This is a genomic window from Lysinibacillus parviboronicapiens, assembly GCF_003049605.2.
Classification (GTDB): domain Bacteria; phylum Bacillota; class Bacilli; order Bacillales_A; family Planococcaceae; genus Lysinibacillus; species Lysinibacillus parviboronicapiens.
The window spans coordinates 2,513,112-2,538,284 of the sequence record NZ_CP073713.1 but is presented as its reverse complement, the minus strand read 5'-3'; the positions used below and the strand labels follow the sequence as shown (position 1 = coordinate 2,538,284).

The window sequence follows — 25,173 nt, the reverse complement described above, 5'->3', positions numbered from 1 at the left end:
TAAAAAACAATAAAAAGATGGTTTTCTAGAGACTTAGAAAATCATCTTTTATTATCATCAATAACAGAACATTTGTTCCGTGCGTTAAAAAAGGGCATTTTTTTTGCTATAAAGTTCCCAAATTTATATTTGGGAACGTTTTTTCATGGTAAAATGGACAATATAGAGGTGATTTTATGCAAAAAACACAGCTCCCAAAAATAATGAAGGACTTCCTTGTGTATTTAACAACTATCAAGGGAAAATCACAGCGAACAAGAAAGGAATATGAATACGATCTCACATTGTTTTTTCGTTTCCACATGGCCGCACAAAATGACATGGACCTTACAGAAATTACTAAAATAAATATTGATACTATTACAATAGAAGAAATCCGTGAAATTACATTGGAGGATCTCTATTTATTTATGGAGTATTGTGAAGTACAACGTCAAAATGCTGCTTCAGCTAGAGCGCGAAAAGTAGCGACATTAAAATCATTTTTCAAATACATTAAAGGAAAACGTCGACTTATAGAGGAGAATCCAGCAGATGAATTAGAAACACCGAAAATTGCGCGTAGGAAACCTGTTTATATGAATATGGAAGAGGCAAGTCTATTTATCGATGGCATTCAGCTAAATCGTGCTTCACCTCGAAACTACTGCATGATGATGTTTTTCTTAAATCTAGGCATTCGAGTAACAGAGCTTTGTCAATTAAATAAGGCATCGATTCAAGGTAGGTACCTAACCGTTATCGGCAAAGGCAATAAAGAGCGTACCGTTTATTTAAACGATAGCTGCATGCAGGCTCTAGCAGATTATGAGCAAAGTGGTAAGACTGCCTATAGAGGAGAAGGAGATGAGCCTCTGTTTGTTTCCCAAAAAGGAACACGCTTTACACGTCAAACTGTAGCAAAGCTTGTGAAGCAAATAAATAAACAATCTGGACTACAAAAGGAAAGACTGACACCTCATAAGTTACGCCATACATCCGCAACAATGATGTACAAGGCAGGGGCAGATATCCGAAGTCTTCAGCATATTTTGGGCCATTCAAGTGTGGCGACGACGCAAATATATACACATATTGAAGATGAAGAGCTGCAACATGTACTTGAAAACAATCCGTTTAATATTGTTCGTGAAAGCGATAGTCCTGTGTGACTATCGTTTTAATTTTGGAAAATTGCTATAAAATAATTGACGAACGCAGCAATCTGTTATATATTAAATTAAAATAATTCAAACTGTTATAAAACAGATTTGTTCTTAGGAGGATTTTAATATGTCAAAGTATCGAGATGGATATGAATTTTATTGTGAAATGTGCGAGCGTTATGGTTTGGAGCCAATCTCATTCCGCTATTATATCATCCAGCTATCACAGGAGCAGTTGTCTGCATATAACATGCAAGCGAAGCAATTAGGCATCTAATTATTATTGCGCTAAAGGATGTGGTTATTACGGAAATCGACGCGAATATTTTATGAAAAGCCCAGCCATACTGATAAATATGGACTGGGCTTTTACCATTTTTTAAAGAAATATCAGAAAATTTATTATTGACTTAGTAAAATCTCTGTTATATATTATTTATACAAAAGTAATTCTGTTATAGTACAACTTAATACGGAGTGAATGATGATGTCGCATTATCCACATGGCTATGATTATTATGTAAAGAAATGCGCGCACTTTGATTACAACAACAATTAGCATACACAACAATGCAGACGTTACATATGAAAGGGAGTTAATTAGCATGACAGACTATCGAAAAGGCTATGAGTTTTACCGACAAATGTGCGAAAAACATGGTTTGGAGCCCATTAATTTTCACTATTATATTTTAAATTTATCGCAAGAACAATTAAATGCCTATAATGAAGAGCATGCAAAAACGATGAGAGGACAAATTGAATATGAAGTGTCTTGAGTTGTAAAATGCCTTACTGCCAACCGTGCCAGTAAGGCATTTTCAATAAGTACTTCTTAAGATAAATAGACTGATTTTCACATTTTAGGTAGTGCTAAGGTAATTGTTTTGTCTGGAAATGGGCTGTTAAAGTACTTGGAAGGTCACGGATTTTTGTCTAATTTATAGAAATCTATGAAACGATAAAGATACAGATTTTTAGATTTGGGTTGAATTAACTGCTTTTCTAGGACTATAATATAATTACATAAAAAAGGGCGATATACCACAACTTTATACCTCGCTATATACATAAAGCAAAAGTACCAAACCCTTGTTATTTCAATGAACGGAGAATGAAAATGATGAATATCACGCCTGGTAGTATTAATCAAGTTAACTACAGCCTGAAAGAATTACAAGACATTTTTTCAGCAATGAACAGTTCTATCATTGTAGCGATTACAGATCGAACAGGGAAAATCACATTTGTTAATGATCATTTTTGTAAAATTTCTAAATATACGCGCGAGGAATTATTGGGCCAAGATCACCGTTTACTCAATTCAGGCTTCCATCCAAAGTCTTTTTTCAGAGAAATGTGGAAAACAATAGGAAAGGGTGATATGTGGAATGGCGAGGTATGCAACCGGGCAAAAGATGGTAGCCTTTACTGGGTAAAAACCACGATTATTCCTTTCTTAGATGATAATGACAAACCTTATCAATATATCGCTATTCGAGTTGATATCACCGCACAAAAAGACATTAAAAAGATAACGCATATTGCCTATCATGATGAATTAACAGGGTTGCCAAATCGTCGCAAATTAGAGCAACGTTTAGAAAATGAATTCCATCAATCTCGACGTACCGGGGAGAAGTTTGCGTTATTTTTCATTGATGTGAATCGTTTTAAAAACATTAATGATGGACTCGGACACATCATTGGAGACATGTTCTTAGTGGAAATGGCAAATCGTTTACGTAATATTGACCATACTTCCAATTCTTTCTATCGTCACAATAGTGATGAGTTTGTCATGATTTTAAATGATGTCAATCGAATCGAAGAGAAAGCAAAGGAAATTATCGGTGTTTTCGATGACAGCTTTATTGTCGATACGTATGAATTTTATGCAAGTATTAGTATTGGGATTAGTGTCTTCCCAGATCATGCAAACTCCATTGAAGAACTGTTGAAAAATGCGGATATAGCGATGTATGCTGCAAAATCTACACGTGGTAATCAATACCGTTTATATCGTCCGAATATGGATGAGGCGAATGATAAATGGCTATTACTCGAAACAAAACTACATCAGGCGCTTAAAAAAGATATTTTAGAACTGCATTATCAACCAAAAATCGATTTAAAAACTGATAAAGTGATTGGCATGGAAGCATTGCTCCGCTGGTACGATCCTGAATTAGGACAAATGCCACCAGATCGTTTTATTCCGTTTGCAGAAGAATGTGGACTTATTAATGATATTGGCGTGTGGGTATTAAAAAAAGCTTGTGCTCAGGCTCGTGCTTGGAATCAAACATACCACTTAAACTTACGAGTAGCAGTTAATATTTCACCAATTCATATTAGTACGTTTGGTTTTGTTGATATGGTACGTGGAGTTATTGCAGAAACACAAATAGACCCGAATACATTAGAAATTGAAATTACCGAAATGAGTATGCTAGATTACACAGAAGAATTGATTGATACTATCGAGCAATTAAGATCACTAGGCATCACAATTTCATTAGATGACTTTGGGACAGGCTATTCATCACTTAATTATTTAAAGAAATTCCCAGTGGATGTGTTAAAGATTGATCGTGCGTTTGTGCGTGATATCGTGCCAGAAAAATCAGGAATTGCGATGATTTCCGCAATGATTTCTTTAGCACATGCTTTAAATCTTCAGGTTGTAGCTGAAGGTGTGGAAGAAGAGGCGGAATTGAAAGTACTACGAGAACAGGGGTGCGAATTCGTACAAGGCTACTACTTTAGCAAACCGTTGTCAGTAGAAGAATTCACAAAATCGATCTTAATTAATGCGTAAATAATCGAATCATATTAGCTTAATATTTGCATTCACAAAAGAAGTTCTAATTGATTGTCCTGTTCATATGGACATAAAATTTAGAGCTTCTTTTCCTATATATCGGCAACTATTACTTAAAAATAGAATATAGAACAATTGTTAGGTTATAGATTGTAGTAATTATTATCTTTAAAATAAGCACAGACTTATGAAAAGTTAGAGATGAGCAATGTTGTCCATTAAAGCGAGTGCTGATTTAGACCGTATTTAATTACTTTCATACATGAAAAACAGTGAGGTTTGTGGATGTTTTAGGAACTTGACATGTCACCTTATGGTGTCCTATAATCAATATGACAACAAAAGGTGTCTTATTAAGTAACATGTAGTTTAATTGTTGATATTACAGTAAATAATAATGTAAAGGTGGGGGGGATTTTGAACGAAAACAGTCAATTGAGGGATGTTTATGATGCTGTTGCCGATCCAACAAGGCGAAAATTACTTCAATTGTTGGCAGACGTAGAAGAATTACCCCTGCATGAGCTAACGGTTCATTTTCAAATGGGTCGTACTGCAGTTTCTAAGCATTTGGCTATTCTCAAAGAAGCTAATCTCGTAATTGCACGAAGGGTTGGTAGAGAAACGAGGTATCGCTTGAATGCCACACCGTTGAAAGAAATTCAAGATTGGGTATCTTATTATGAAGGATTCTGGAAAGAAAGAATGGTTAAATTAAATCTTATATTGGAGGAAAAAAAATGAAAGCAGATGTATCTTTAGATTATCAATTTACAAGTTCAATTGAGGAGGTATGGAACGCTTTAACTGATTCAGATACTCTTGCAAAATGGATATGGAAAAATGACTTTAAACCAATCGTAGGACATAAATTTCAATTCCGTGCGGAGCCAAATGAATGGTGGGATGGAATTGTAGATTGCGAGGTACTCGAAGTGAATGAGCCTCATAGCTTATCTTACACTTGGGCAAGTGCCGGTGAAAGTACTACTGTTACATGGACGTTGAAAAAAGGTACAGATGGGACTGTCCATCTACATCTCGACCAAACAGGATTTAGTGAGGAAACGAAAGCTCGTCAGGGTGCCATAGAGGGAGCTAAATATGCTTGGACAAATATGGGTAATCAGCTTGAAAAAGTATTAGCACTGTAAACGTGATTCCTTTAACCTCGCTTTAAATAAACGATTTATTTACTATCAAGAGCGCAATTCCGTAGCAAGAATTGTGTTCTTTCATTTTTAAGAAGGGCGTTCTTCTAAAGCAAGAAAGTCGCCCTTCTTCTTATTATCTGGGATAAAAGTGCAGCTAGTATTCTTTAAACGATCTACTACAATCGGGCGCTTTTCCGGAACACGGAATGACTTAATTTAAGGATTGGAAGTGGATATCAATATGAAAATCACTCAATTAATCGCCAACAATATTAACCGTTTAGATGCCATCTTGCCGGAAGATCGATCACTAGCAATAGCTGGATTGTCTGGATCGGGTAAAACCACATTTTGTCAAACGATTGGTGAAGAATCTAAGAAACGACTTGTTTCTTTATTACCAAAGGCTGAATATCAATACTTGTTCCCAAATATCATGGAAACGAATTTTAGTGCCATTAAAATGGCAGATATGCCTTTAGTTCTTTTTTTAGGAAAATCATCCATTTCAACTAATCCACGTTCAACCATTGGCACTCATACTGGGGTTTTTAAAGACATTCGGGAAAGGCTTGCAGATGAATTTCATTTATCACCAGAAGTTTTTTCATTTAATAATGCATTAGGCTGGTGCCCTGCGTGCAAAGGACGTGGCACTACCAAAAATGTTGAATGTAAAAAGTGTGAAGGAAAACGATATAATCCGGAAGTTGAACAACATAAGTTAGAATTAAGGAATGAACGATACAGTATTTCCGCTATAAATAATTTAAGTATGGAAACAATTTATGCCCTTTCAGAAGAATTAAAAATTAGTGAAGAGAAACAACATATTCTGCAAAATATCATCAATATGAATATCGGTTACTTAACATTAAATCGAATTATGGGGACATTGTCAGGGGGAGAGTTAACAAGACTTTACTTGGCAGAATTTATGGCAACTAGTGAAAATACCGTCATTATTGTAGATGAAATTTCCGTTGGTTTGGATCACGAAACCCTTTTGAAAATTTTGGAGCAGATTAAACATTTAGGCAATAAAAATCAAATTTGGCTGATTGATCATTCTGACACTGTGCTAGACACAGCTGATGAGCATTTGTTTTTCGGGCCAGGGAGTGGAAAATACGGTGGGAAAATTGTAGAGGAATCACCGCGCCCTCAACCAATTCATTGGGAACGAAATCAAGCAATGCCAACTGCATACTATCAATTCCTTGACCTCCATTGCCGTAATATTCAAATGGCTGAAATACAGATTCCACAAAATAGACTTGTTACCTTTACAGGTGAGTCTGGATGTGGAAAATCGACGCTTGTCAATGAGTGTATCGCCAAGGATTTCTTGAAGCGCTACCCAAAAGATAAGTTGGTAATGGTAGGGCAAGACCGTAACCAATCGATTACAAGCCGTTCAACTGTGGCGACGTTTCTAGATATTAAAAAGAAACTGTCCAAATACAGTGAGGACATCGATGATATTTTTCAACGCTCGATTGAAGATATTATTGATGAATTACCAAATGAAGACATCGCGCATAAACGCTTAAGCCTATTGATTAAACTAGGCCTAGGCTATCTGACTTTAGAAAGAAAAACACAAACATTATCGACGGGTGAATTTCAATGTGTTCATTTAGTTTCTGAGCTGTTTGCTAACTCACGAAACCCACATACGCTTTTCATTTTCGATGAGCCTTCAAAAGGTTTATCTCAAAATATATTAAACCAATTCATTGATAGTGTGAGGGACATTCTAAAAGAGGCATCAATCTCAATCATCATGATTGAACACAATGCCCATATGTTAGAAAATTCTGATTATATCGTTGATTTTGGGAAAAGACAACAGGCGCCTGTGGAGCATCTTGATGTGGTGAGTCATGATGATTATTTTAGTCAACAAAATCGGACAGCGAAAGTAGCACCATTGCAAATAGCATCAACACTGGAATCAAAAAAAGGCATTCATTACTTAGAAGAAAATCATATTAGCTATTTTAAAAATGCTGAAAACGTCTATAAGGGCGGTATATTAAAAAGCTTATCATCAATGGCCCGTCTGATTTATGGTGAATACGAATCTAATACTATTGCGCCTGTCATTGCCATTGATCTTGAAAAACATTTGTATAGCCAATATAGCTTTCTCTATGAAATGGGTGGCCTGATTAACCATATTGTGGCGGCTCATCCGACCAATAAAGATACGAGAAGTTTCGATTTCTTTAGTCAAGAAAATCATTGTTCAAGTTGTTCTGGTCGTCTGGAAATTGAAAAATTTAATTTTGATATCGTGATGCAAGACAAAAACGTGTCGTTTTGGGATGGCTTATTACATCCAGACGTGATGGAGGTCTTAAAATACTATCAATATCCAAAATTACAATTCCTTTTTGATGAGTTAAAAAATGAGCTTGGTCAAGATATAAGTAAAAGCTATAATGACATGACAGAAGAAGAAAAGCATACATTCTTATATGGTTATTGGGAAAAATCATTTTATGATAAAGCAAGTAAATCTTCGAAAAAATGGGAAGGTTTTAATTTAATTATTGGGCGTTATATTGTAATTTCTAAATCACTCATTAAAGAGCAAATGAAAGAATCAAAAGAGATGGTGGTCTGTCCAATCTGTCATGGAACCGTGCTCAACCACCAGAAAAAACTTGCATTTGGTGATACGGATATTCGTGCGTTGATTCATCAACCTATTGATGAGGTCATAAAAATAGTAGGAGAATTACCAGAACTAGTAAAACTGAAAAACATTGTTGGTGGCAAGATGGTACTTACAGAGGATGTGTCTTTACTGCCTAGGGAAGCACAAGTATCATTAAAAATGTTGGAATTAGAACTTGCAAGTTTTGTTGGTTATGAAATCGTCTTACAAAATGTTTACCCATTCTGGGACAAAATTACTAGCAATCTTGACGCTATCAGCCACAAAAATCTGATAACCATCTGTGATTTTGCCAATATTAACGAAACAAGAGAAACCATTATTGATAAGTATTTTACCAATGGAAAATATAAAAAGCTGACGTATGTCTATGAAGCGTTCGGTTACAAAAAAATTGTCACTGTCATTAATAAGATAAAAGCAAGTCATCCATGTCCTTTCTGTAAAGGCAAGAAAGTCTTATCAGAAGATGGACTACATGATGGCGTCTATAAATTATCAGTACCATGTGTAAGTTGTTATGCAAGTGGCATCAATGATGAAGGGCGTAAAGAAATGGTTGAGGGCATAGACGTACAAACATGGCTAACTGGTACAGTAAGTGATGTTGTTACTGAAAGCTTACATTTAGAGGCTGTTGCAAAACTGCTAATTTTCAAGCGAATTCGTGAGTTGAATAAACAAGAAATGATGGCGATTTACCAATTCCTTGAGCAAAATAATTAAATCAAAATGATTAACACAAGCGATAGTTAAATACTGAGCTAGCTGCCAGTCAATCAGTGAAGAAAACTCATGTGCAATGAAAAATTGCATATGAGTTTTTATGCTATTGTGAAGAGGAACAATTGGAGAAGTAAAGAACAGTGGGATTGGCAGTTGACCTGATGGATTAGCGATTGATAAATGTCATGAATATGAAGGCTGTTAATGTTGTGACAGGTACGTGGAGGAATCCAAACCTAGCAAATTAAAGTTGGTTGGTTATAAACTGGAAAAGTATGTATTGCATTGTTAGAAAATACATTATAATATGATAATGATAATCATTTTCAATTAAAAGGGAGAGAGCGTTAATTGACAACCAAAAGACATCTTATTATTGGCATGCATTTAGCAGTGAGTGGTGAACAAGGTAAGAAAGGGGCGTTTATTGATGAGCATATTGCGTTTGCCCAACGTGCTGAGGCAGCAAAATTAGATTTTGTATTTAAGGCAGATTATTTAATAGCCCATCCGGAGTTAATGGTTAAAACGAAAGGAACAGCAGGGCTAGATCCTAGTTTTTTATTTGCGACAGTAGCAAGAGAAACTAAACACATTGGTTTAGTCACAACAGTTTCAACATCATTTATTCCACCTTATATTATAGCCCGGCAATTGCAATCCTTGAATTGGATTAGTGAGGGACGTTTAGGTTGGAACCTCGTAACATCCATAGATGGGGCATATAATTTCAGCAACGAGCCAATGCCCTCATCAGAAGAGCGTTATGCAAAGGCAGCTGAATGTAAGGAGGTTGTACAGCAGCTATGGCATAGTAACCCATATGAAATATTAGAGGCAGACGGTAATTTAGAGATAATTAATGAGCTTGTCAAGCCAATTAACCACGAGGGAGAGTATTTTCATGTAAAAGGCCCTTTAAATATTCCGATGCATCCGGCAGGTGATATTCCGCTATTCCAGGCAGGAGCTTCGGAAACAGGACGTCAATTTGCAGCAACAGTTTCTAACGCGATTTTCGCTGCCACGCCAGTAATGGAAGTAGGTATTGAATTACGTAATGATTTGCGCAAACGTGCTATTACAGCAGGTCGTTCGGCAGATGACATACGTTTATTACCTGGACTGTATTTCTTTATTGGTGATACATATGAGGAAGCATTAGAAATGCATCGTAAAGCACATGAGCATCTTACAACTGAACGCCGCTACACCGCCTTAGAATCTGTAATAGGCATGGACATTCGTCATTTATCTCTTGTGGAACATGTAACAGCAGCTATGTTGCCACCAGAGGATCAAAAAGTTCGAAGTAAAACGCATGCACAACTTGTGCGCCGTTATATCATTGAACATGAACCGACTGTTGAAGCATTGTTAGCACGCCCAGAAGTAATTGGCTCTGCACATCTAGTAGCCATTGGTACACCACAAGATATTGTGAATCAGATTGTCACGTTTTATGAAAAGGGAGCATTGGACGGATTTATCGCTGTGCCAGGTGGTCCTGTTAAATCTTTAGATTTATTCTTTAGCGATGTTATACCGATGTTAGTCGAACGTGGCTTATTCCGAGCTGAATACAAAGGGAACACATTGCGCTCCCACTTAGGATTAGATGTGTAATTATTGATTGCAACAGTGATACAATGGCGACAAAGGCAAGTGGTTGTGCATAAACACATTTGTCTGTATATTTTTTATTAATTAAAAAATAACTCTCCAGCATACCGAAGTCAATTGCTGTTTAATGTAGAGAATGGTCTTTTATTAAACTGTCTACTTTATAGGGTTCAGTTCATATACTGTAGATGGTTTTTTTGATTTAAACTAATCACAATTTAAATATTTAAGTAATAGCAAGAGAGATTCCTCTCCTCGTCAAAAATATGTTGCAATAACTACTATTTTACGAGAGGTACTCTCTTTTTTTAAAAATAAGGCGTGTTATTATTGTTTTTCTTTGATGGAATTTCAGAATTTAAAATATTACATAATGTTCTAATTCCCTGTTGTAATTGTTGTTCATTCATATATGAAAAGCTTAGTCGCATATGGTGATTCTCTTGCTCCACGGGGTAACAAGCTGATCCCGGTAAGAATGTTATATTATTTTTTTGGGCTTCGATCAGTAGCTGATTTGTATCTACCCAAGTTGGGAGACTAATCCATATGTTTAAACCTCCAATTGGTATTATCCATGAAATCCCTTCTGGCGCGTAGTGTGATAGTAAATCCAGTACCAAATCTCGTCTTACTTTTAAGGCCGTTCTTAATTTTTTCATATGTTCAATCATTTTTTTGGAAGTAACGAATGGTAATAATGATTTTTGTGTTAATAATGGACTTCCTAAATCAGCATTTGATTTAGCTGCTAATAGTCGATTAAATATAGAACCTGAAGCTGAAAGTATTCCAATTCTGCAACTTGGTGCTAAGGTTTTACTCAGCCCTTTTAAATAAATCACATGACCATAATAATCCATACTTTTAATAGGAGTGGGAGGTTTTTTATCAAAATAAATCTCACACCATGGGTCATCTTCTACAAAAATACATTGAATACTTTTAGCTATCTCTAATAGTTGCCTCCGTCGCTTGTGAGACATAACCGTACCTGTAGGATTATGAAATGTAGGTATTGTATAAATAATTTTTGGTTTGTATTTATCACATAAATTTTGAAGTATGTCCACTTTCATACCCTCTTTATCAATTGGAACTGTAAGTATCGTAGCGCCTCTCCCTCTAAAAATATCAATAGCTCCTGGATAAGTAGGACTTTCCATTACCACAACATCACCCGGGCCAATAAATGTACGAGCAACTAGATCTAATCCTTGTTGCGAACCATTTGTAATTAAAAGGTTGTCAGGGCTAGTAGGAACTTCAAATTGTTTTAAATATTGGGACATTGCAACCCTCAGCTTATAGTCTCCTTGGATTTCACTATATTGTGATAAAATTCTTGGATTCTCAGAAAGCATTTTATGAATTTCTTGCTCTAAATATCGATTAGGAAGAAGCCCAGGGTCAATCATCGAAGAAGAAAGTTGAATTTCACCCGGAACGTGGTGAAAGCGAGAAAACTGAGCTCTTGGAACATAATCTTGTAGCGATAACTGCCAATCGAATGGAGGTTCATCTTTTTTTTGTCTTCCTTATATCCGATTCTTCAATATTTACAAATGTTCCTTTCCCTTGTATGGATGTAACTAAATTTTCCTTTTCAAGTTCTTTATATGCCTTCACGACAGTAACAAAGCTTACTTCTAACTCCTTAGATAATTCACGGACAGAAGGTAACTGACTTCCTTGTGGTAGTAGACCTGATCGTATGTGATCAACGATTGATTGGAAAATTTGCTTAGAAAGTGAAGTCTCAGATTTTCGTTGAATTTCAATATGCATGTTTACCCTCCATTAAGTGTTATACAAGTGCATTGAGTGTTATACATGGTTTGGTTATAAAATATTGAGGATTCAAATGAAAACATTATAACACTGGGAGGGGTGTTTAGCGATGTGAAAAATTGAGGGAAGTTGAAACAGCTTGAGTAATACAAACGAATAGAAAATATCAGGAGGTTTTTCAAAATGAAATATTATGTAGTAGATGCTTTCGCTGAAAAAATATTTGAGGGTAATCCAGCTGGGGTTTGTATTATGGAAGATTGGTTATCTGAGGATATGATGCAGAAAATTGCTAGCGAGAATAACCTTTCTGAAACAGCATTTGCTGTAAAGAAAGGGCATAAAGACCATTATCATTTAAGATGGTTTACACCAGGAGGAGAAATTGATCTTTGCGGACATGCTACCTTAGCAACTGCATATGTAATCACTAACTATTATGAAAAAGAACTAGAAAAAATCAGATTTCAAACAAAGAGCGGGGAACTAGTTGTTTTAAAAAATAGTAATCTTTATGAATTGGATTTTCCGAGTATTAAAGTTGAGGAATATACACTGACAAAACAGATGGTGGAAGCACTTGGTATAAAACCTATTGAAACATATATAGGAAGAGATTTGGTATTTGTACTCGAAAAAGAAGAAGATGTGCTCAATTTATCTCCTGATTTTGCTAAATTAGCACTATTTCCAGAAGGACTTGCAGTTTTTGTGACTGCAGAAGGAAATGAAGTTGATTTTGTTTCCAGAGCTTTTTGGCCAAAATTACAGGTAAACGAAGATCCAGTTTGTGGCTCAGCACATTGTAGTTTAATTCCTTTTTGGTCAAAGCGACTTGGGAAAAACGACATGATTGCTAGACAGCTCTCTAAACGTGGTGGAACACTGTACTGTAAATACAATGAGGACAGAGTAAAAATTAGTGGTTCTGCTGTTTTATATTCAATTGCAGATCTCCAATTATATTGATAACAAAAAATGCACTGTTTTATTCGAATATTATAGGGTACGTTATGGCAGGTAGATTACTTACAAATTATGCAGTTCGTTCTGTAACCATTTTCCCAAATTGTATTAACTGTTGTTTATCTTATCTTTTTCCTACGGCTATTATTATAGTGATTTAGGGGATTTTAGGAGGGATTGGTGCGAATATCAATCAATATTGGATTATGTCGTCCATTCCGAAAGACCTGATTTTACAAATGGCTTATTCTGACTTCTGTAAACTTAGGTACCACTATTGGCGCTAGTATTGCAGGCGTTATCATCGCACAATTTGGAATAAAATATATTTTATTTGTAGGCATCCTTTCATTAGTGATTGGTTTTATGTGCATTATACTTCGAAATTCCTTGTATTAAACTGTCGTGTCAATGTAAGTTATCATGTGTTTTTTTCGGAAGACCCAGGCGTAAGCCGTGACTTTTGGCGGTGGGAAAGAAGTATTTATCAAGGACGTAATAAAGTTTGATTAAAATCATCTCACCTCTGTATATTTCTTAAAGGTGAGATGAATTTTATTGTATTCACATAGCAATAAAGATTGTGAGACATGGACTTAAACTAACATGACAAATTAGTGAAATAATAAAATTTAGCCTCCTTTTTTACAGCTACCAAGCCTCGTTAGGAGCAAAAACCTTTATTAAAACTCCGTTGTTTACATGCTTATAGAAAAATAGCCACCTCCATAGAACTAGGAGGTAGGCTTTTAATTTAACATTTTATAGTTACGCCCACTAAAAAACAGGTGTTTCAGTTAAATAAGACACTTCTTGTATTTTTATAATAATTTCTTCCCTTATCGTTGTGACCACATTTGCAACAAAATTTCGTTTTCATTATGCCTCATGATGTCCATGTTAGCTAAGATAAGCTCCTTTACAGAAAGGGTGAACCTTGAATTATAAGGGCTTTATAGTCCAATTTTAAACAACTTTATGAATATCTATTTTGAGGATGATCTTCTTACAATCAACATTAAACAACTTCCATGTATTCAACGTTTGCTTCTTTAGCAGTCATGCTGGAACAACTACTATGAATGATTATTTTTAATTATTCTTCACTCTACCTTCCTTATTGTCCAAACAATTGTATTCGATACGAATAACATATTTATAGGAGAGGAGGTGAATATAAAATGGCATCATTTGAAATTGGCTCGAGAAGTCTTTTCAATTTTCGAAACGAACGCTTTTTCCTATTAGTTGAAGATGAAATTACAGTTCCAGATAAAGGTGTGGAAATTGATCCCGTTAATATCTATGAGATTGACCAACAAACTTTCAATTTTATCAGAGATGAAGGCGATACACCTGTGGTTGTACCAGTTTTTAGACTTCCAACTGTACCACCTGGATTTGAATTAGAACGAAAATGTATTTTCACAGTGGATAATTCATATTTTGTCATCTATGATTTAGAAAATGGAACTGATACTAATGTTATATTAAGGATCAGTGCAGCATTATTTAACTCATTGAGAAATTCTGGTGTTCGTGAATGTATTCCTCAAAATTTCATTAACTAAATGTAAGGGTACAAAAACAAGCAATCAATTTTATTGGCTGCTTGTTTTTTATTTTGAGGGTATTTATGCATGTTTAACACTTCGAAGACTTTATTATTTCTTGACAAAGTAATATTATATTACAAATTTTGAGCTAATTTAAATGGATAAAAATTAAAAATTTATTAGCACTTAACATCTTTTATAATTAATCGTATGGAACCAGTGTCAATTTGTTCAAAGTAACGGTTCCAAGGAAGGCTTACATCAGAATCAGTTTAATGTAGGAGCAGAATTAAAGAATACAAAACTTAAGCTTCTAGGCCCATTTCATATCCCGCCTAATTTTAGCAAGGGGTATAATTGTTTAAGGTTAAAGATTAATTACTTTAATATCATTTTACACCAACTCAGCAAATTAGTTTTCTGTTTATTTACTTCAATTCTGTTGAATCGTTTTCAAGTTTATTTAATAGTAAACCTTAAATAAGGTGGTGTATAAGCTAAATCAGCTTTACACTTTATTCTCACAATTTGTGATGTGGTATTACGTATACTATAAATTATACAAATAGAACAAGGAGGGAAAGTAATGACTAAAAAGCAAAGGTAATAATTGTTGGTGCATCTATTGCTTATAATCTATCAAAGGAAAATCAGGATGTCACTTTAGTTGAGAGCCATTCAAAAGCAGGATGTGGTGTAACATCAAATTCCTTTGCTTGGATTAATCCATCAGGGCGTGTTCCAGATAACTTTCAACATTTGTATGACGGGTCATTAGCAGAATATCATGTATTGGAAAAAGAGATCCCAGAATTAAAGGTAGATTGGAACGGCTCCCTTTCATGGGGAATTCCTGTAAACAGCCATAAATCTTATATAGAAAAAATAACTCGCCAGCAAGTATCGGACTTGGAACCTCATTTAAAAGAATATCCAAAGGAAGCTCTATATGCTTTTAAAGAAGGCGCGGTAGACCCTAATATTCTAACGAATCTTTTAGTAAAGAAAGCGCAAGAAAATGGGGTAAATATATTGTTCGACACAAAAGTAACAAAAATTAAAAAGGAGGACGCTAAAGTTGTTGGCGTACATACATCAAAAGGATTTATAGAATCAGATGTCATTGTATTGGCAACTGGTACAGCTATACCTGAGCTTTGTAAGCCTCTTAGTCTTGATATTCCTGTTGAGTCATCACCTTCTATTATTATTCGTATGAAATCTCCAAAAAAGCTTATTCACACATTAATTTCTAATTCAAGATTTGAGGCAAGACAACTATCTGATACTACTATAATTGCTGCTGAAGATTATTTGGATGACCATGGAGAAAACGGACCAGAAGAGGTTGGAAGAAGAGCTTTTGATACCCTTCGAAATGATTTAAAAAAAGGAGAATATCTTGAGCTAGATAGTATTCAAGTAGGGAAGCGACCAATGCCTAAAGACGGCTACCCTATTGTTGGTTTTCATGATCAAATAAAAGGACTCTATTTAGCAGTTATGCATGCCGCAATCACATTATCTCCTGTTATTAGTCGATTGGTTGCGAAGGAAATCGTAGATAATGTGCCGTTAGAAGAACTAGAAGGTTGTAGACTATCTCGATTTAACCCAGTAAATGAATAATACTTTAATGTTTTTGTAAGACGGGGTTACTATAAGAAATGTAGCTAAGAGCATGTTTTGATCAATCTTTTTTCAAAACATGCTGTTAGATTTGTTTTCAAATCAGGATTAATATATGAGCAAAAGTTGTTCAAAACTATTTTTGTAATATTAACTAATGCTGTTGAAAAAGAAGTGAGTCATTTGACTGTTTTCTTATAGATTGTTGCTATTCAACAAACGGGGCAGGTAAAAAAGAATTAAAGGAGCGTGCTCCATTTATAACTTTTTATCCGCATTGCTTATAATTTTTTTATAATGGCTTTCATTCTTACTTTTAAACGTTGTTGGACACTAATTTTGTGATATGGGGCATGTACTTAATTTTTTACGCCCATATTTACTATGCTGGTTCATTCATTTATAGAGACATAACACAAGACGGATTTGAAGGATTAGGATTGACTTTATTCGTGCCACTTGAAATAATTGCAATCCTTTATAAATGGAATTACTAATTAGATTAGCGGGGGCTTTATTTCAATAAGGAGCAGAGCCCTTTTCTACTTAAACTAAAGGCGTAGTTTAGTGGAATGACAAGTAGCTACATTTAATAGACATATTCAAATTCTTATTAAGATGAATCTTGTCAAAAAAACACCCCTAACATCAGATAAAAGAGTGTACATTTAATCATTAACTGTGGAGGGTTTTGTCGCTACTACAATTGATCAAATGATAAACAATTATTTAAATGAGGTTTTTTCGCACTTGAATGAGTTCGAAAAAGAAACTGTTTCACGTTCAATTGAACTCTTAAACAAAGCTACGGCTAAATCAAGCTTTAGTTGTAAACCATCATCATAATGGGTTAAAGAAATATTAATGGGGTATAACTAAATCATAATTTTTTAGTAATATGATAAAGAGGCTAATAAAGATAAACAAATCTTGAATATGGTGAATGGTTTAACGGCTTTATAAAAAGAAATTTTCAAATTGGTAAATATCTGTTGCAATTCAAAACATAAAATCATAATATAAGAATATAGTTATATACTAATAAAATAACTTTTCTTTAACGAGGTGATTTTATTTAAAATTATATATAAGCAAATGATTATATAAAGGAGTGCAGATAAATGGAAAACACACTAATTGAAAAACAATTAAAAGCAGCAGCTGATTTGAATCGCGTTAAATTACTTGCATGTATGAAAAATGGGGAGGTATGTGTATGTGATTTTGTGGATGTTCTTGGCATATCACAACCAGCAGTTAGTCAGCATCTACGAAAATTAAAGGAGGCAGGCATTATTACGGAACGTAAAGTTGGAACTTGGAAACATTACCGTTTAGTAGAGGATCAAACGCCACTGATGAAGGGTATTTTAGAACAAATTCAGCCTTTAAACGGGTGCAACTGTGGCACAGATTGTTGCCATGTGGAGGAGAATGATAGTGAGTAATGAGTCTTTAGCGAAACAGCTTTCTTTTCTAGATCGTTACCTAACCCTTTGGATATTTGTTGCGATGGGGATAGGTGTTTTATTAAGTATCACTATGCCCAATATTGGTGAAGCATTAGAGTCCCTGTCTATTGGCACAACATCTATACCGATTGCTATAGGGTTAATTGTCATGATGTACCCGCCATTAGCGAAAGTAAAGTATGAAGAAATGTGGCGAGTGTTTAAGGATTGGAAAGTGCTTTTACTATCACTTTTTCAAAACTGGTTACTTGGACCGTTCTTAATGTTCTTTTTAGCCATCATCTTTCTGCATGATTATCCTGAATATATGGCTGGACTGATTATGATTGGTTTAGCTCGCTGTATTGCAATGGTCATTGTATGGAATGATTTAGCACGTGGAGACCGTGAATATGTAGCTGGTTTAGTTGCCTTTAACTCCATCTTTCAAATCGTGACGTATTCAATTTTTGCTTACTTTTTCTTAAATGTATTACCTGGTTGGTTTGGTTTAGAGAATTTCCATGTATCCATTTCCATGTGGGAGATTACAAAGAGCGTACTTATTTACTTAGGTATACCATTTGCCGCAGGGTTCCTCACACGATGGATAGGGATTAAAACAAAAGGAAAACAGTGGTATGAGGAAAAGTTCTTACCGAAGATTTCACCACTGACTCTAATTGCACTGCTGTTCACGATTGTGATGATGTTTGCCTTAAAAGGTGAGCAATTAGTTGAACTACCACTCGATGTAGTACGAATTGCTATTCCTTTATTTATTTACTTTGTCGTCATGTTTGCTGTTTCATTCTTCTCTTCACGTAAAGCTGGCGCATCTTATCCTGTCACAGCAGCCCTTTCTTTTACAGCTGCAAGTAACAACTTTGAGTTAGCGATTGCTGTGGCAGTTGGCGTATTTGGGCTTCATAGTGGCGTGGCATTCGCCGCTGTTATTGGTCCGCTGGTAGAAGTACCTGTTCTCATAGGACTTGTATGGGTTGCCTTACGTTGGCAGAAAAAATACTATAAAACTATTAAATTATAAGGAGTATTATGACAAATACACTTTATTTCTTATGTACAGGGAACTCATGCCGTAGTCAGATGGCTGAAGGATGGGCAAAAAAGCTACTACCCAATTGGACAGTTAAAAGTGCTGGTATTGAAGCACACGGGGTAAATCCGAATGCCATTAAAGCGATGGCGGAGGTAGGGGTGGATATTTCAAATCATACATCAAATTTAATTGATTTTGAGACATTAAACAATGCAACATTAGTTGTCACCCTATGTGGGGATGCCGCTGATAAATGCCCAATGACACCTCCTCACGTTCGTCGTGAGCATTGGGGATTTGAAGATCCAGCGAAAGCAACAGGTACAGATGAAGAAAAATGGACTGTATTCCAAAATGTACGTGATGCTATTGGTAAACGCATTGAGCAATTTGTAGCTGTGGAGCTAAAATAAATTGAAAAAGATTTATATATTGGTAGGATACTCTCCGAAACTTTGCTAACCAGAGAACTTGAATATACTGTCTGTCTAAGTATTTATTCAATCCGTTGAATGGAGGATTAAAAAATGACAGTTACTCATGCTAGCGTATTAACTAAAGATTATTTTATTGCTTATTTAAAGTTAATAATGAATAGTAGAGAATACACATTAACAGAGGCTAAAGAGTTTGCTTTTGATTTCTAAAGGAAGGGCTACGACACCTCTACATGTTTACAATTCGAAAAGGCTATAAAAGAAATTGATAAAACAATGTGTGAAATTGAAGTGTGTTAATTACACCCGCAAAGCTTAAATTAACGTCTAGCTAACTGCTAGACGTTAAAAATACATTTTATATAAGAGAATGCTTATATAAAGAATGAAAGAGGAGAAGTTAATGATGAAAACACTAAAAATAATCAAACAAAATGGATCTTGTTGTACTACTGCTAAGGATATTGAAGTACAGGAGACTGTTAATAATTCCGATAAGAATCTACCGATAGTAATAATTGGCGCAGGTCCAATTGGATTAGCTGCAGCTGCTCATTTAGTGGAACAAAAGCAAGCATTTATTTTACTAGAGGCTGGGCGCGAGATAGCACACAATATTCGTAGTTGGGGGCATGTTACATTATTTTCACCATGGCGATATAACATCAATAAAGCTGCCAAAGCTTTATTAGATGCCTCCGGTTGGGTAGAACCTAATTTAGATACGTTACCGACAGGAAATGAATTAATTGATCTATATTTAAAACCTTTGTCTGAGCTAGTACAAATAAAGCCTAACATTCAATTGAACGCAAAAGTAGTAGGGATTTCACGACAATTTAATGATAAGATGAAGACAAAAAATCGAGTAGAACAGTCCTTTAATATTTATGTTGAACAAGAGAATGATATCCGTATCATGGAGGCGAGAGCTGTTATTGATGCGACGGGTACACGGGGGAATCCAAACCCGGCAAATTCTACAGGTGTATGGCTGAAAAATGAATTAGCATTAGCCGATCACATTGAGTATGGTATTCCAGATATAAATTCGAATACTAAGAGATATGCCAATAAGAAGATTGCTGTTATTGGTGGTGGCCATTCAGCTATCAATACCTTACTGTCACTTGCGGAATTACAAAAAGAAAATCCTTTAACAAAGCTAGTATGGATTATGCGTAAAAGATCTGTAGAAGAAGCCTATGGTGGCGAAGAAAAAGATGCATTGGCAGCACGTGGCGCACTCGGTGTAAGTATTCGCGAATTAGTCGATACAGGTAAGGTTGAGGTAATAACACCTTTCTATATCTCACAGTTGAAGAAAGATGAGAATATCAAAATTGTAGGCACTTTAAACGGGGAACCAAAAGTATTAACAGGATTTGAAGAGCTTATTGTCAACGCAGGTAATCGACCAGATTTTACGATGATCAGCGAACTACGCCTTGCCATTGATGCAACAACAGAAAGTGTGCAAGCACTAGCTCCTCTAATTGACCCTAATGAGCATAGTTGCGGCACAGTAAGAGCACATGGGGAAGAAATACTAAGACAACCAGAAAAGGACTTCTATATTGTCGGTGCCAAAAGCTATGGACGCGCACCAACATTTTTAATGGCAACAGGTTATGAACAAGTCCGTTCAATAACAGCTTATTTATCAGGTGATAATGAAGCTTCGAAACGTGTGGAATTGGAATTACCTGAAACAGGTGTATGCGGTATGAATCTTGCCAATCAATCAAATTCATGTTGTTAAAAATTTGACTGTTAGCGAAAGCTAGCAGTCCTTTTAAAATACTAAGAGGGAAATGGGAGGACACACTAATTATTCGTGAAACGGAACAGAAGGATTTAAATAGATAGTAAAGTGGTGTTTTGTGTTAACATGGCATAAATCCAGTGTAAAAGTAGAAAGCTCGTAATCGTTTATTTCGTGCTATAGTATATGTTTTATAAAAAACACCAAGTTGTTATTGCATAACGCTATCCCACTTACAATTTTTCGAGCTATAGGGTGTGATGATGCTACGGCTTTTTTATGTATTAGGTAACCTAAATTTGCACACATTAATATTGAGTGTATCGCACGCACTTAATTTAGGTTGTGGCGTTGGTTGACCGCCACATCTTCCCACATTTATTTTATTATTAGGGTCACTTTCAACTCAGTGACCCTTTTTGCATCAATCAATTATAATGTAGTCAATCAAATGAAGGGGGAATTAACTTAATGATGAACTTAGATGGAAAAGTAGCAGTTGTAACAGGGGCTTCATCAGGAATTGGTTTAGCCACTACGAAGGCATTTGTTGCAAAAGGAGTTAAGGTTGTTATATCAGATATTAACGAAGAGGCAGGCATTGCACATACAGAAACTTTAAAGGCAGACGGACATGCTGTTGCATTCTTTAAAGCAAACGTCGCGCATGAAGATGAAGTGAAATCACTTGTTCAATTTGCAGTAGAGACATTTGGTAAACTTGATATTATCGTTAACAATGCTGGCATTGGAGCACTTGGTTCTACACATGAGTTGTCGTATGAAGATTATCATAAAGTAATCCAAGTCAACCAAGATAGCGTATTTTATGGAAGTAAATATGCAATTCAGCAATTTTTAAAGCAAGGCGGTGGCGTTATTGTAAATATCGCCTCTATTCTAGGTACAGTTGGGGAAGCTGGGGCATTTGCTTATAATGCTTCTAAAGGGGCTGTCAATATTTTAACAAAATCACTTGCCGCTGAATATGCTCCCAGAAATATTCGCACAAACGCAATATGCCCAGGTTATGTAGAATCAGGTATGGTCAATAAAGAGGCGCTTGGTGATTTTTATGAAGGCTTAGTAGCACGTCATCCAATTGGTCGACTCGGTCAGCCCGACGAAATCGCACATGCTTGTGTATTTGTCTGTGAGAATGAATTTATGACAGGCGCTACATTGTTAGTAGATGGCGGTTACACAGCGATATAATATAACTATGGGATGTAGAAAATGCAGGTGATTATCCGTATTTTCTACCTCCTCTTCATATTTTAGCTCCATCTCATTATTGTTAACTTTATGTCGATGCAGACTATTGAAAATGGTCCTTTTATTTTACGGCGTACATTTAAGGTGCAAGCTTCACATAGTAGCTCTTGCCAATACCTGTATAGTACAAAGTGTTATGATTGGACCTTCAAATGCAGGTGCTATAATTTCCAAGTATTAACATCTGCGTATTTGCACGTAAAGGGACATTTAATTGTCTTTATTGTATAGCTGCTTTATTCATACGACATGAAATATTAGTGGCACTTTGGATGTTACAACCCCCTCAACAACAGGTGGCCACTATTTGACGCTTACTTTTACTCTTTCTTTGCTTCAATATTGTGCGTCTTTCCTCGGATGAATCCTCATCATTTGGTATAATGAAGTATAGATTTTTTAGAACGGAGCAATTGATATGAATGGAGCGCAAAAAGCATTTTTTGAGGAAAAGGAGCGTTCACTTGGCGTTCGTCTAAATGAAGTGCAGACGCAGGCGGTGTTGCAGACGACAGGGCCGCTGTTACTATTGGCATCACCCGGTTCAGGAAAAACGACGACGATTATTATGCGTATTGGCTATATGATTGAGGTGCTTGGTGTGAATCCTTCTCGCATAAAGGCTGTCACGTTTAGTAAGGCATCGGCCGGTGATATGAAGGGACGTTTTGCAAAGTTTTTCCCGCATTTGCCTCCGGTTGATTTTTCGACGATTCATAGTTTAGCATTTCATGTTGTGCGGCAGACACTTGAACGCCAGGGCATTTCGTACGGCATCATTGAAGAATCGGACAAGCCTGGTGTTGTTTCAAAAAAACGAGTGCTTCGCGAGATATTTGAACAATTAAATGGCACAAAAATTACCGAAGATCAGTTAGACGAGCTACTGACGTACATAACGTTTATCAAAAATAAAATGCTGCCAGAACAGGAATGGGCAATTGCACAAGTAAAGGTGCCAAGAAAAGTCGAGATTTTACAACGTTATGAGGAATATAAACGCACAGGTAGTGACCGTTTGTTAATTGATTTTGACGATATGCTTTTAATGGCGAATGATATTTTTACGAAAAATCGAGAGGTGCTGGCGCAATACCAACGCCGTTGCGATTATTACTTAACGGATGAAAGTCAGGACACATCGCCCGTTCAACATGCAATCATCGCGAAGCTCGTCGCAGTCCACCAAAATTTATGTGTCGTTGCCGATGAGGATCAGGCCATTTATAGTTGGCGCGGTGCAGAGCCAGATTATTTGTTGAATTTCCGAAAAATATATCCGGAGGCGCATGTTTTACTTATGACGCAAAACTATCGTTCATCTGCAACGATTGTAGAGCCAGCCAATCTATTCATTCAGCGAAATAAAAAGCGTTTTAACAAACAAATGTTTACGGAAAATCCTGCAACAGAGCCAATCTCGTTTAAAATCCTAGAGAATTACAATTTACAGGCCAAATATTTAGTGGACCATTTGGAAAATCTGTCTAAGCGCGGCTCAACGGCTATTTTATATCGAAATAATACGTCAGCCATTCCGCTTATGGACGCGTTTGACAGAGCAGGTTTGCCTTTCTATATGAAAGATTCGACGATTCGCTTTTTCACGCATTGGGTCTTGGAGGATATTATGAACTTCATGCGTCTAGCGTACAACACAAAAAATATCACGGTATTTGAAAAAGTTTACAGAAAAATGAATGCCTATATTACACCAACGCAATTGAAGGCGCTACAAAAAGTGCCGGAAGATGGCTGTGTATTCACACAGTTGTTAGAGCATGTTGAGTTAAAGGATTATCAGCCTGAATATATTAAACGGATTCGTAAAACGTATGATAGTATTCAATTTGATAAAACGACGCCAACAGCCATGCTAGAGCATATCCGTTATGACTTTGGTTATGAGCGTACCTTAAAGAAAATGAGTGAAAAACTCGGTTTTAATTATGAAAATTTACTAGATATTGTGGATGTACTTGGTTTAATTGCTCGTTATACGCCGACGATGACCGAATTTGCGGGTCGTTTGAAGCAGCTTGAAAATTTAGCACGTTCGTCTCAGATGAAACATGAATTGAATGCGATTACACTGACAACATTACACAGTTCAAAAGGCTTGGAATTTGACCGTGTGTATTTGATTGACTTGATTGAGGGGATTTTACCTAGTGAGGTGGAACAAGAAATTGAGGAAGAAACACGACTCTTTTATGTCGGTATCACGCGTGCGATTCGCCATTTAGAATTAATTTCGTATAGTAAGCGCTTTAAAACAAGTGTGGTGCCATCGATTTTCATGAAGACGTTAAAACAAATCATTGCTCCGCAGGAATTACCAAAAAAAGCACCAAAAAGTCAATGGAAATCACTGAAGCAATACCGTAATGAACGGACGATTACAACCGAGTCAGCGTTAATCGTTGGCTCAAAAGTAAAGCATGTGATTTTTGGAGAAGGGGAAATATTAGCCATTACGAGTAGCACGATTGAATTGTCATTTGCTATGGGGAGTAAGCAGTTTCTGACGGATACATGTTTACAGCAAGGCTATTTAGAAACGATGGAAGACTAATGCAGCGTATTCGAGATTTTTTCGAATACGCTGTTCTTGTCCTTGCTAAATAATTGTTTTAGTTTACATAATATAAATCATTAGAAGCGCTAGAAGAATTATGTATAAAGGTAATGGTCAAGGGTTGTATCATAGAAGTAATTTAATGGCAATCAATAATTTTTCTTATCTGAAATAATTTAAGGGGATTTTGGGACTGAGCAAGATGAAGAGTACACTGACAAAAACAAAGATAGAAAAACTTATTTACCAATATGGTGGAGGTCGAAAAATGTTGTTGGTCGATGTTAAGCCGAAAGAAATTGCTTTATAGATTCATTCTTTATTCAAGTAGAAAACTACCTGATGCAATGTAATGTTACTAAACAATCTGAGAATAGAAATTATAAAAGGGTCACTGCGTTAAGGTGACCCTGAATGAGGGAGGATGTGACGGTCAACCAACGCCACAACCGAATAAGTGCGTGTGATACACTCAATATAATTGTGCAGGTAGAGGTTACTTATACA

Annotated in this window: 17 protein-coding genes and 2 pseudogenes; 18 read left to right on the top strand and 1 reads right to left on the bottom strand. The window is 35.9% G+C overall.

Going from position 1 to position 25,173, the window contains the following annotated elements; all coding sequences use genetic code 11:
• Positions 1 to 176: 176 nt before the first annotated feature.
• The 8 genes from C9J31_RS12065 to C9J31_RS12030 all read left to right on the top strand — a co-directional run bounded on the left by C9J31_RS12065 (position 177) and on the right by C9J31_RS12030 (position 10,161).
• Positions 177 to 1,151: a tyrosine recombinase XerC gene (locus C9J31_RS12065; RefSeq protein ID WP_107950480.1), complete on the top strand. Its 975-nt coding sequence runs from the start codon at positions 177 to 179 to the stop codon at positions 1,149 to 1,151.
• Between the two features lie 121 nt (positions 1,152 to 1,272).
• Positions 1,273 to 1,422, top strand: a complete 150-nt coding sequence (locus tag C9J31_RS12060) for a hypothetical protein (RefSeq protein ID WP_054767743.1) — start codon at positions 1,273 to 1,275, stop codon at positions 1,420 to 1,422.
• Positions 1,423 to 1,750: 328 nt separating this feature from the next.
• The gene (locus C9J31_RS12055; RefSeq protein WP_107950481.1) at positions 1,751 to 1,924 is read left to right on the top strand and encodes a transcriptional regulator; all 174 of its coding nucleotides are present in this window, start codon (positions 1,751 to 1,753) and stop codon (positions 1,922 to 1,924) included.
• Between the two features lie 341 nt (positions 1,925 to 2,265).
• Positions 2,266 to 3,966: a putative bifunctional diguanylate cyclase/phosphodiesterase gene (locus tag C9J31_RS12050; protein ID WP_238602147.1), complete on the top strand. Its 1,701-nt coding sequence runs from the start codon at positions 2,266 to 2,268 to the stop codon at positions 3,964 to 3,966.
• A 420-nt stretch (positions 3,967 to 4,386) separates the two neighbouring features.
• Positions 4,387 to 4,713 carry an ArsR/SmtB family transcription factor gene (locus C9J31_RS12045; RefSeq protein WP_054767745.1) on the top strand — a complete coding sequence of 109 codons (327 nt, stop codon included), beginning with the start codon at positions 4,387 to 4,389 and terminating at the stop codon, positions 4,711 to 4,713.
• Complete coding sequence (locus C9J31_RS12040; protein ID WP_107926012.1) at positions 4,710 to 5,123, top strand: SRPBCC family protein; 414 nt, start codon at positions 4,710 to 4,712, stop codon at positions 5,121 to 5,123. Before C9J31_RS12045 ends, C9J31_RS12040 begins: the two co-directional genes overlap by 4 nt.
• A gap of 241 nt (positions 5,124 to 5,364) precedes the next feature.
• On the top strand, positions 5,365 to 8,535 hold the full coding sequence (locus tag C9J31_RS12035; RefSeq protein WP_107950483.1) for an ATP-binding cassette domain-containing protein: 3,171 nt from the start codon (positions 5,365 to 5,367) through the stop codon (positions 8,533 to 8,535).
• A gap of 351 nt (positions 8,536 to 8,886) precedes the next feature.
• Positions 8,887 to 10,161: an NtaA/DmoA family FMN-dependent monooxygenase gene (locus C9J31_RS12030; RefSeq protein ID WP_193767110.1), complete on the top strand. Its 1,275-nt coding sequence runs from the start codon at positions 8,887 to 8,889 to the stop codon at positions 10,159 to 10,161.
• 305 nt (positions 10,162 to 10,466) lie between these two features.
• On the opposite strand, the pseudogene pdxR reads toward C9J31_RS12030, so the two are convergent.
• Positions 10,467 to 11,946, bottom strand: a pseudogene (pdxR, locus tag C9J31_RS12025) (MocR-like pyridoxine biosynthesis transcription factor PdxR).
• Between the two features lie 186 nt (positions 11,947 to 12,132).
• Between pdxR and C9J31_RS12020 the strand changes: the two are divergent.
• The 10 genes and pseudogenes from C9J31_RS12020 to C9J31_RS11975 all read left to right on the top strand — a co-directional run bounded on the left by C9J31_RS12020 (position 12,133) and on the right by C9J31_RS11975 (position 24,663).
• A complete protein-coding gene (locus tag C9J31_RS12020) occupies positions 12,133 to 12,918 on the top strand; it encodes a PhzF family phenazine biosynthesis protein (RefSeq protein ID WP_107950484.1) in 786 nt (261 codons plus the stop codon).
• A gap of 1,178 nt (positions 12,919 to 14,096) precedes the next feature.
• Complete coding sequence (locus tag C9J31_RS12015) at positions 14,097 to 14,486, top strand: hypothetical protein (RefSeq protein WP_054767747.1); 390 nt, start codon at positions 14,097 to 14,099, stop codon at positions 14,484 to 14,486.
• A 591-nt stretch (positions 14,487 to 15,077) separates the two neighbouring features.
• Entirely contained in the window at positions 15,078 to 16,100 is a 1,023-nt protein-coding gene (locus C9J31_RS12010) for an NAD(P)/FAD-dependent oxidoreductase (RefSeq protein WP_107950485.1), read from the top strand.
• A 579-nt stretch (positions 16,101 to 16,679) separates the two neighbouring features.
• Positions 16,680 to 16,946 (top strand): annotated as a pseudogene (locus C9J31_RS23675) (MarR family winged helix-turn-helix transcriptional regulator); the annotation flags it as partial.
• A 275-nt stretch (positions 16,947 to 17,221) separates the two neighbouring features.
• Positions 17,222 to 17,548 (top strand): ArsR/SmtB family transcription factor, encoded by a 327-nt coding sequence (locus C9J31_RS12005; protein ID WP_107950486.1) that lies wholly within the window; start codon positions 17,222 to 17,224, stop codon positions 17,546 to 17,548.
• Positions 17,541 to 18,599 (top strand): ACR3 family arsenite efflux transporter, encoded by a 1,059-nt coding sequence (arsB, locus tag C9J31_RS12000; RefSeq protein ID WP_107950487.1) that lies wholly within the window; start codon positions 17,541 to 17,543, stop codon positions 18,597 to 18,599. The genes C9J31_RS12005 and arsB overlap by 8 nt, the downstream gene beginning before the upstream one ends.
• A gap of 8 nt (positions 18,600 to 18,607) precedes the next feature.
• A complete protein-coding gene (arsC, locus tag C9J31_RS11995) occupies positions 18,608 to 19,024 on the top strand; it encodes an arsenate reductase (thioredoxin) (RefSeq protein WP_107950488.1) in 417 nt (138 codons plus the stop codon).
• Between the two features lie 430 nt (positions 19,025 to 19,454).
• A complete protein-coding gene (locus C9J31_RS11985) occupies positions 19,455 to 20,810 on the top strand; it encodes an NAD(P)-binding domain-containing protein (RefSeq protein WP_107950489.1) in 1,356 nt (451 codons plus the stop codon).
• 477 nt (positions 20,811 to 21,287) lie between these two features.
• The gene (locus tag C9J31_RS11980) at positions 21,288 to 22,028 is read left to right on the top strand and encodes an SDR family NAD(P)-dependent oxidoreductase (RefSeq protein WP_054768424.1); all 741 of its coding nucleotides are present in this window, start codon (positions 21,288 to 21,290) and stop codon (positions 22,026 to 22,028) included.
• Between the two features lie 478 nt (positions 22,029 to 22,506).
• Positions 22,507 to 24,663 (top strand): ATP-dependent helicase, encoded by a 2,157-nt coding sequence (locus C9J31_RS11975; protein WP_107950490.1) that lies wholly within the window; start codon positions 22,507 to 22,509, stop codon positions 24,661 to 24,663.
• The last annotated feature ends 510 nt before the right edge of the window (positions 24,664 to 25,173 follow it).

What these genes read in the sequence shown, in the direction of transcription:
- C9J31_RS12065 (WP_107950480.1), top strand. Translation starts at nt 177, where the DNA reads ATGCAAAAAACACAGCTCCCAAAAATAATGAAGGACTTCCTTGTGTAT.
- C9J31_RS12060 (WP_054767743.1), top strand. Translation starts at nt 1,273, where the DNA reads ATGTCAAAGTATCGAGATGGATATGAATTTTATTGTGAAATGTGCGAG.
- C9J31_RS12055 (WP_107950481.1), top strand. Translation starts at nt 1,751, where the DNA reads ATGACAGACTATCGAAAAGGCTATGAGTTTTACCGACAAATGTGCGAA.
- C9J31_RS12050 (WP_238602147.1), top strand. Translation starts at nt 2,266, where the DNA reads ATGATGAATATCACGCCTGGTAGTATTAATCAAGTTAACTACAGCCTG.
- C9J31_RS12040 (WP_107926012.1), top strand. Translation starts at nt 4,710, where the DNA reads ATGAAAGCAGATGTATCTTTAGATTATCAATTTACAAGTTCAATTGAG.
- C9J31_RS12035 (WP_107950483.1), top strand. Translation starts at nt 5,365, where the DNA reads ATGAAAATCACTCAATTAATCGCCAACAATATTAACCGTTTAGATGCC.
- C9J31_RS12020 (WP_107950484.1), top strand. Translation starts at nt 12,133, where the DNA reads ATGAAATATTATGTAGTAGATGCTTTCGCTGAAAAAATATTTGAGGGT.
- C9J31_RS12015 (WP_054767747.1), top strand. Translation starts at nt 14,097, where the DNA reads ATGGCATCATTTGAAATTGGCTCGAGAAGTCTTTTCAATTTTCGAAAC.
- C9J31_RS12005 (WP_107950486.1), top strand. Translation starts at nt 17,222, where the DNA reads ATGGAAAACACACTAATTGAAAAACAATTAAAAGCAGCAGCTGATTTG.
- arsC (WP_107950488.1), top strand. Translation starts at nt 18,608, where the DNA reads ATGACAAATACACTTTATTTCTTATGTACAGGGAACTCATGCCGTAGT.
- C9J31_RS11985 (WP_107950489.1), top strand. Translation starts at nt 19,455, where the DNA reads ATGAAAACACTAAAAATAATCAAACAAAATGGATCTTGTTGTACTACT.
- C9J31_RS11980 (WP_054768424.1), top strand. Translation starts at nt 21,288, where the DNA reads ATGAACTTAGATGGAAAAGTAGCAGTTGTAACAGGGGCTTCATCAGGA.
- C9J31_RS11975 (WP_107950490.1), top strand. Translation starts at nt 22,507, where the DNA reads ATGAATGGAGCGCAAAAAGCATTTTTTGAGGAAAAGGAGCGTTCACTT.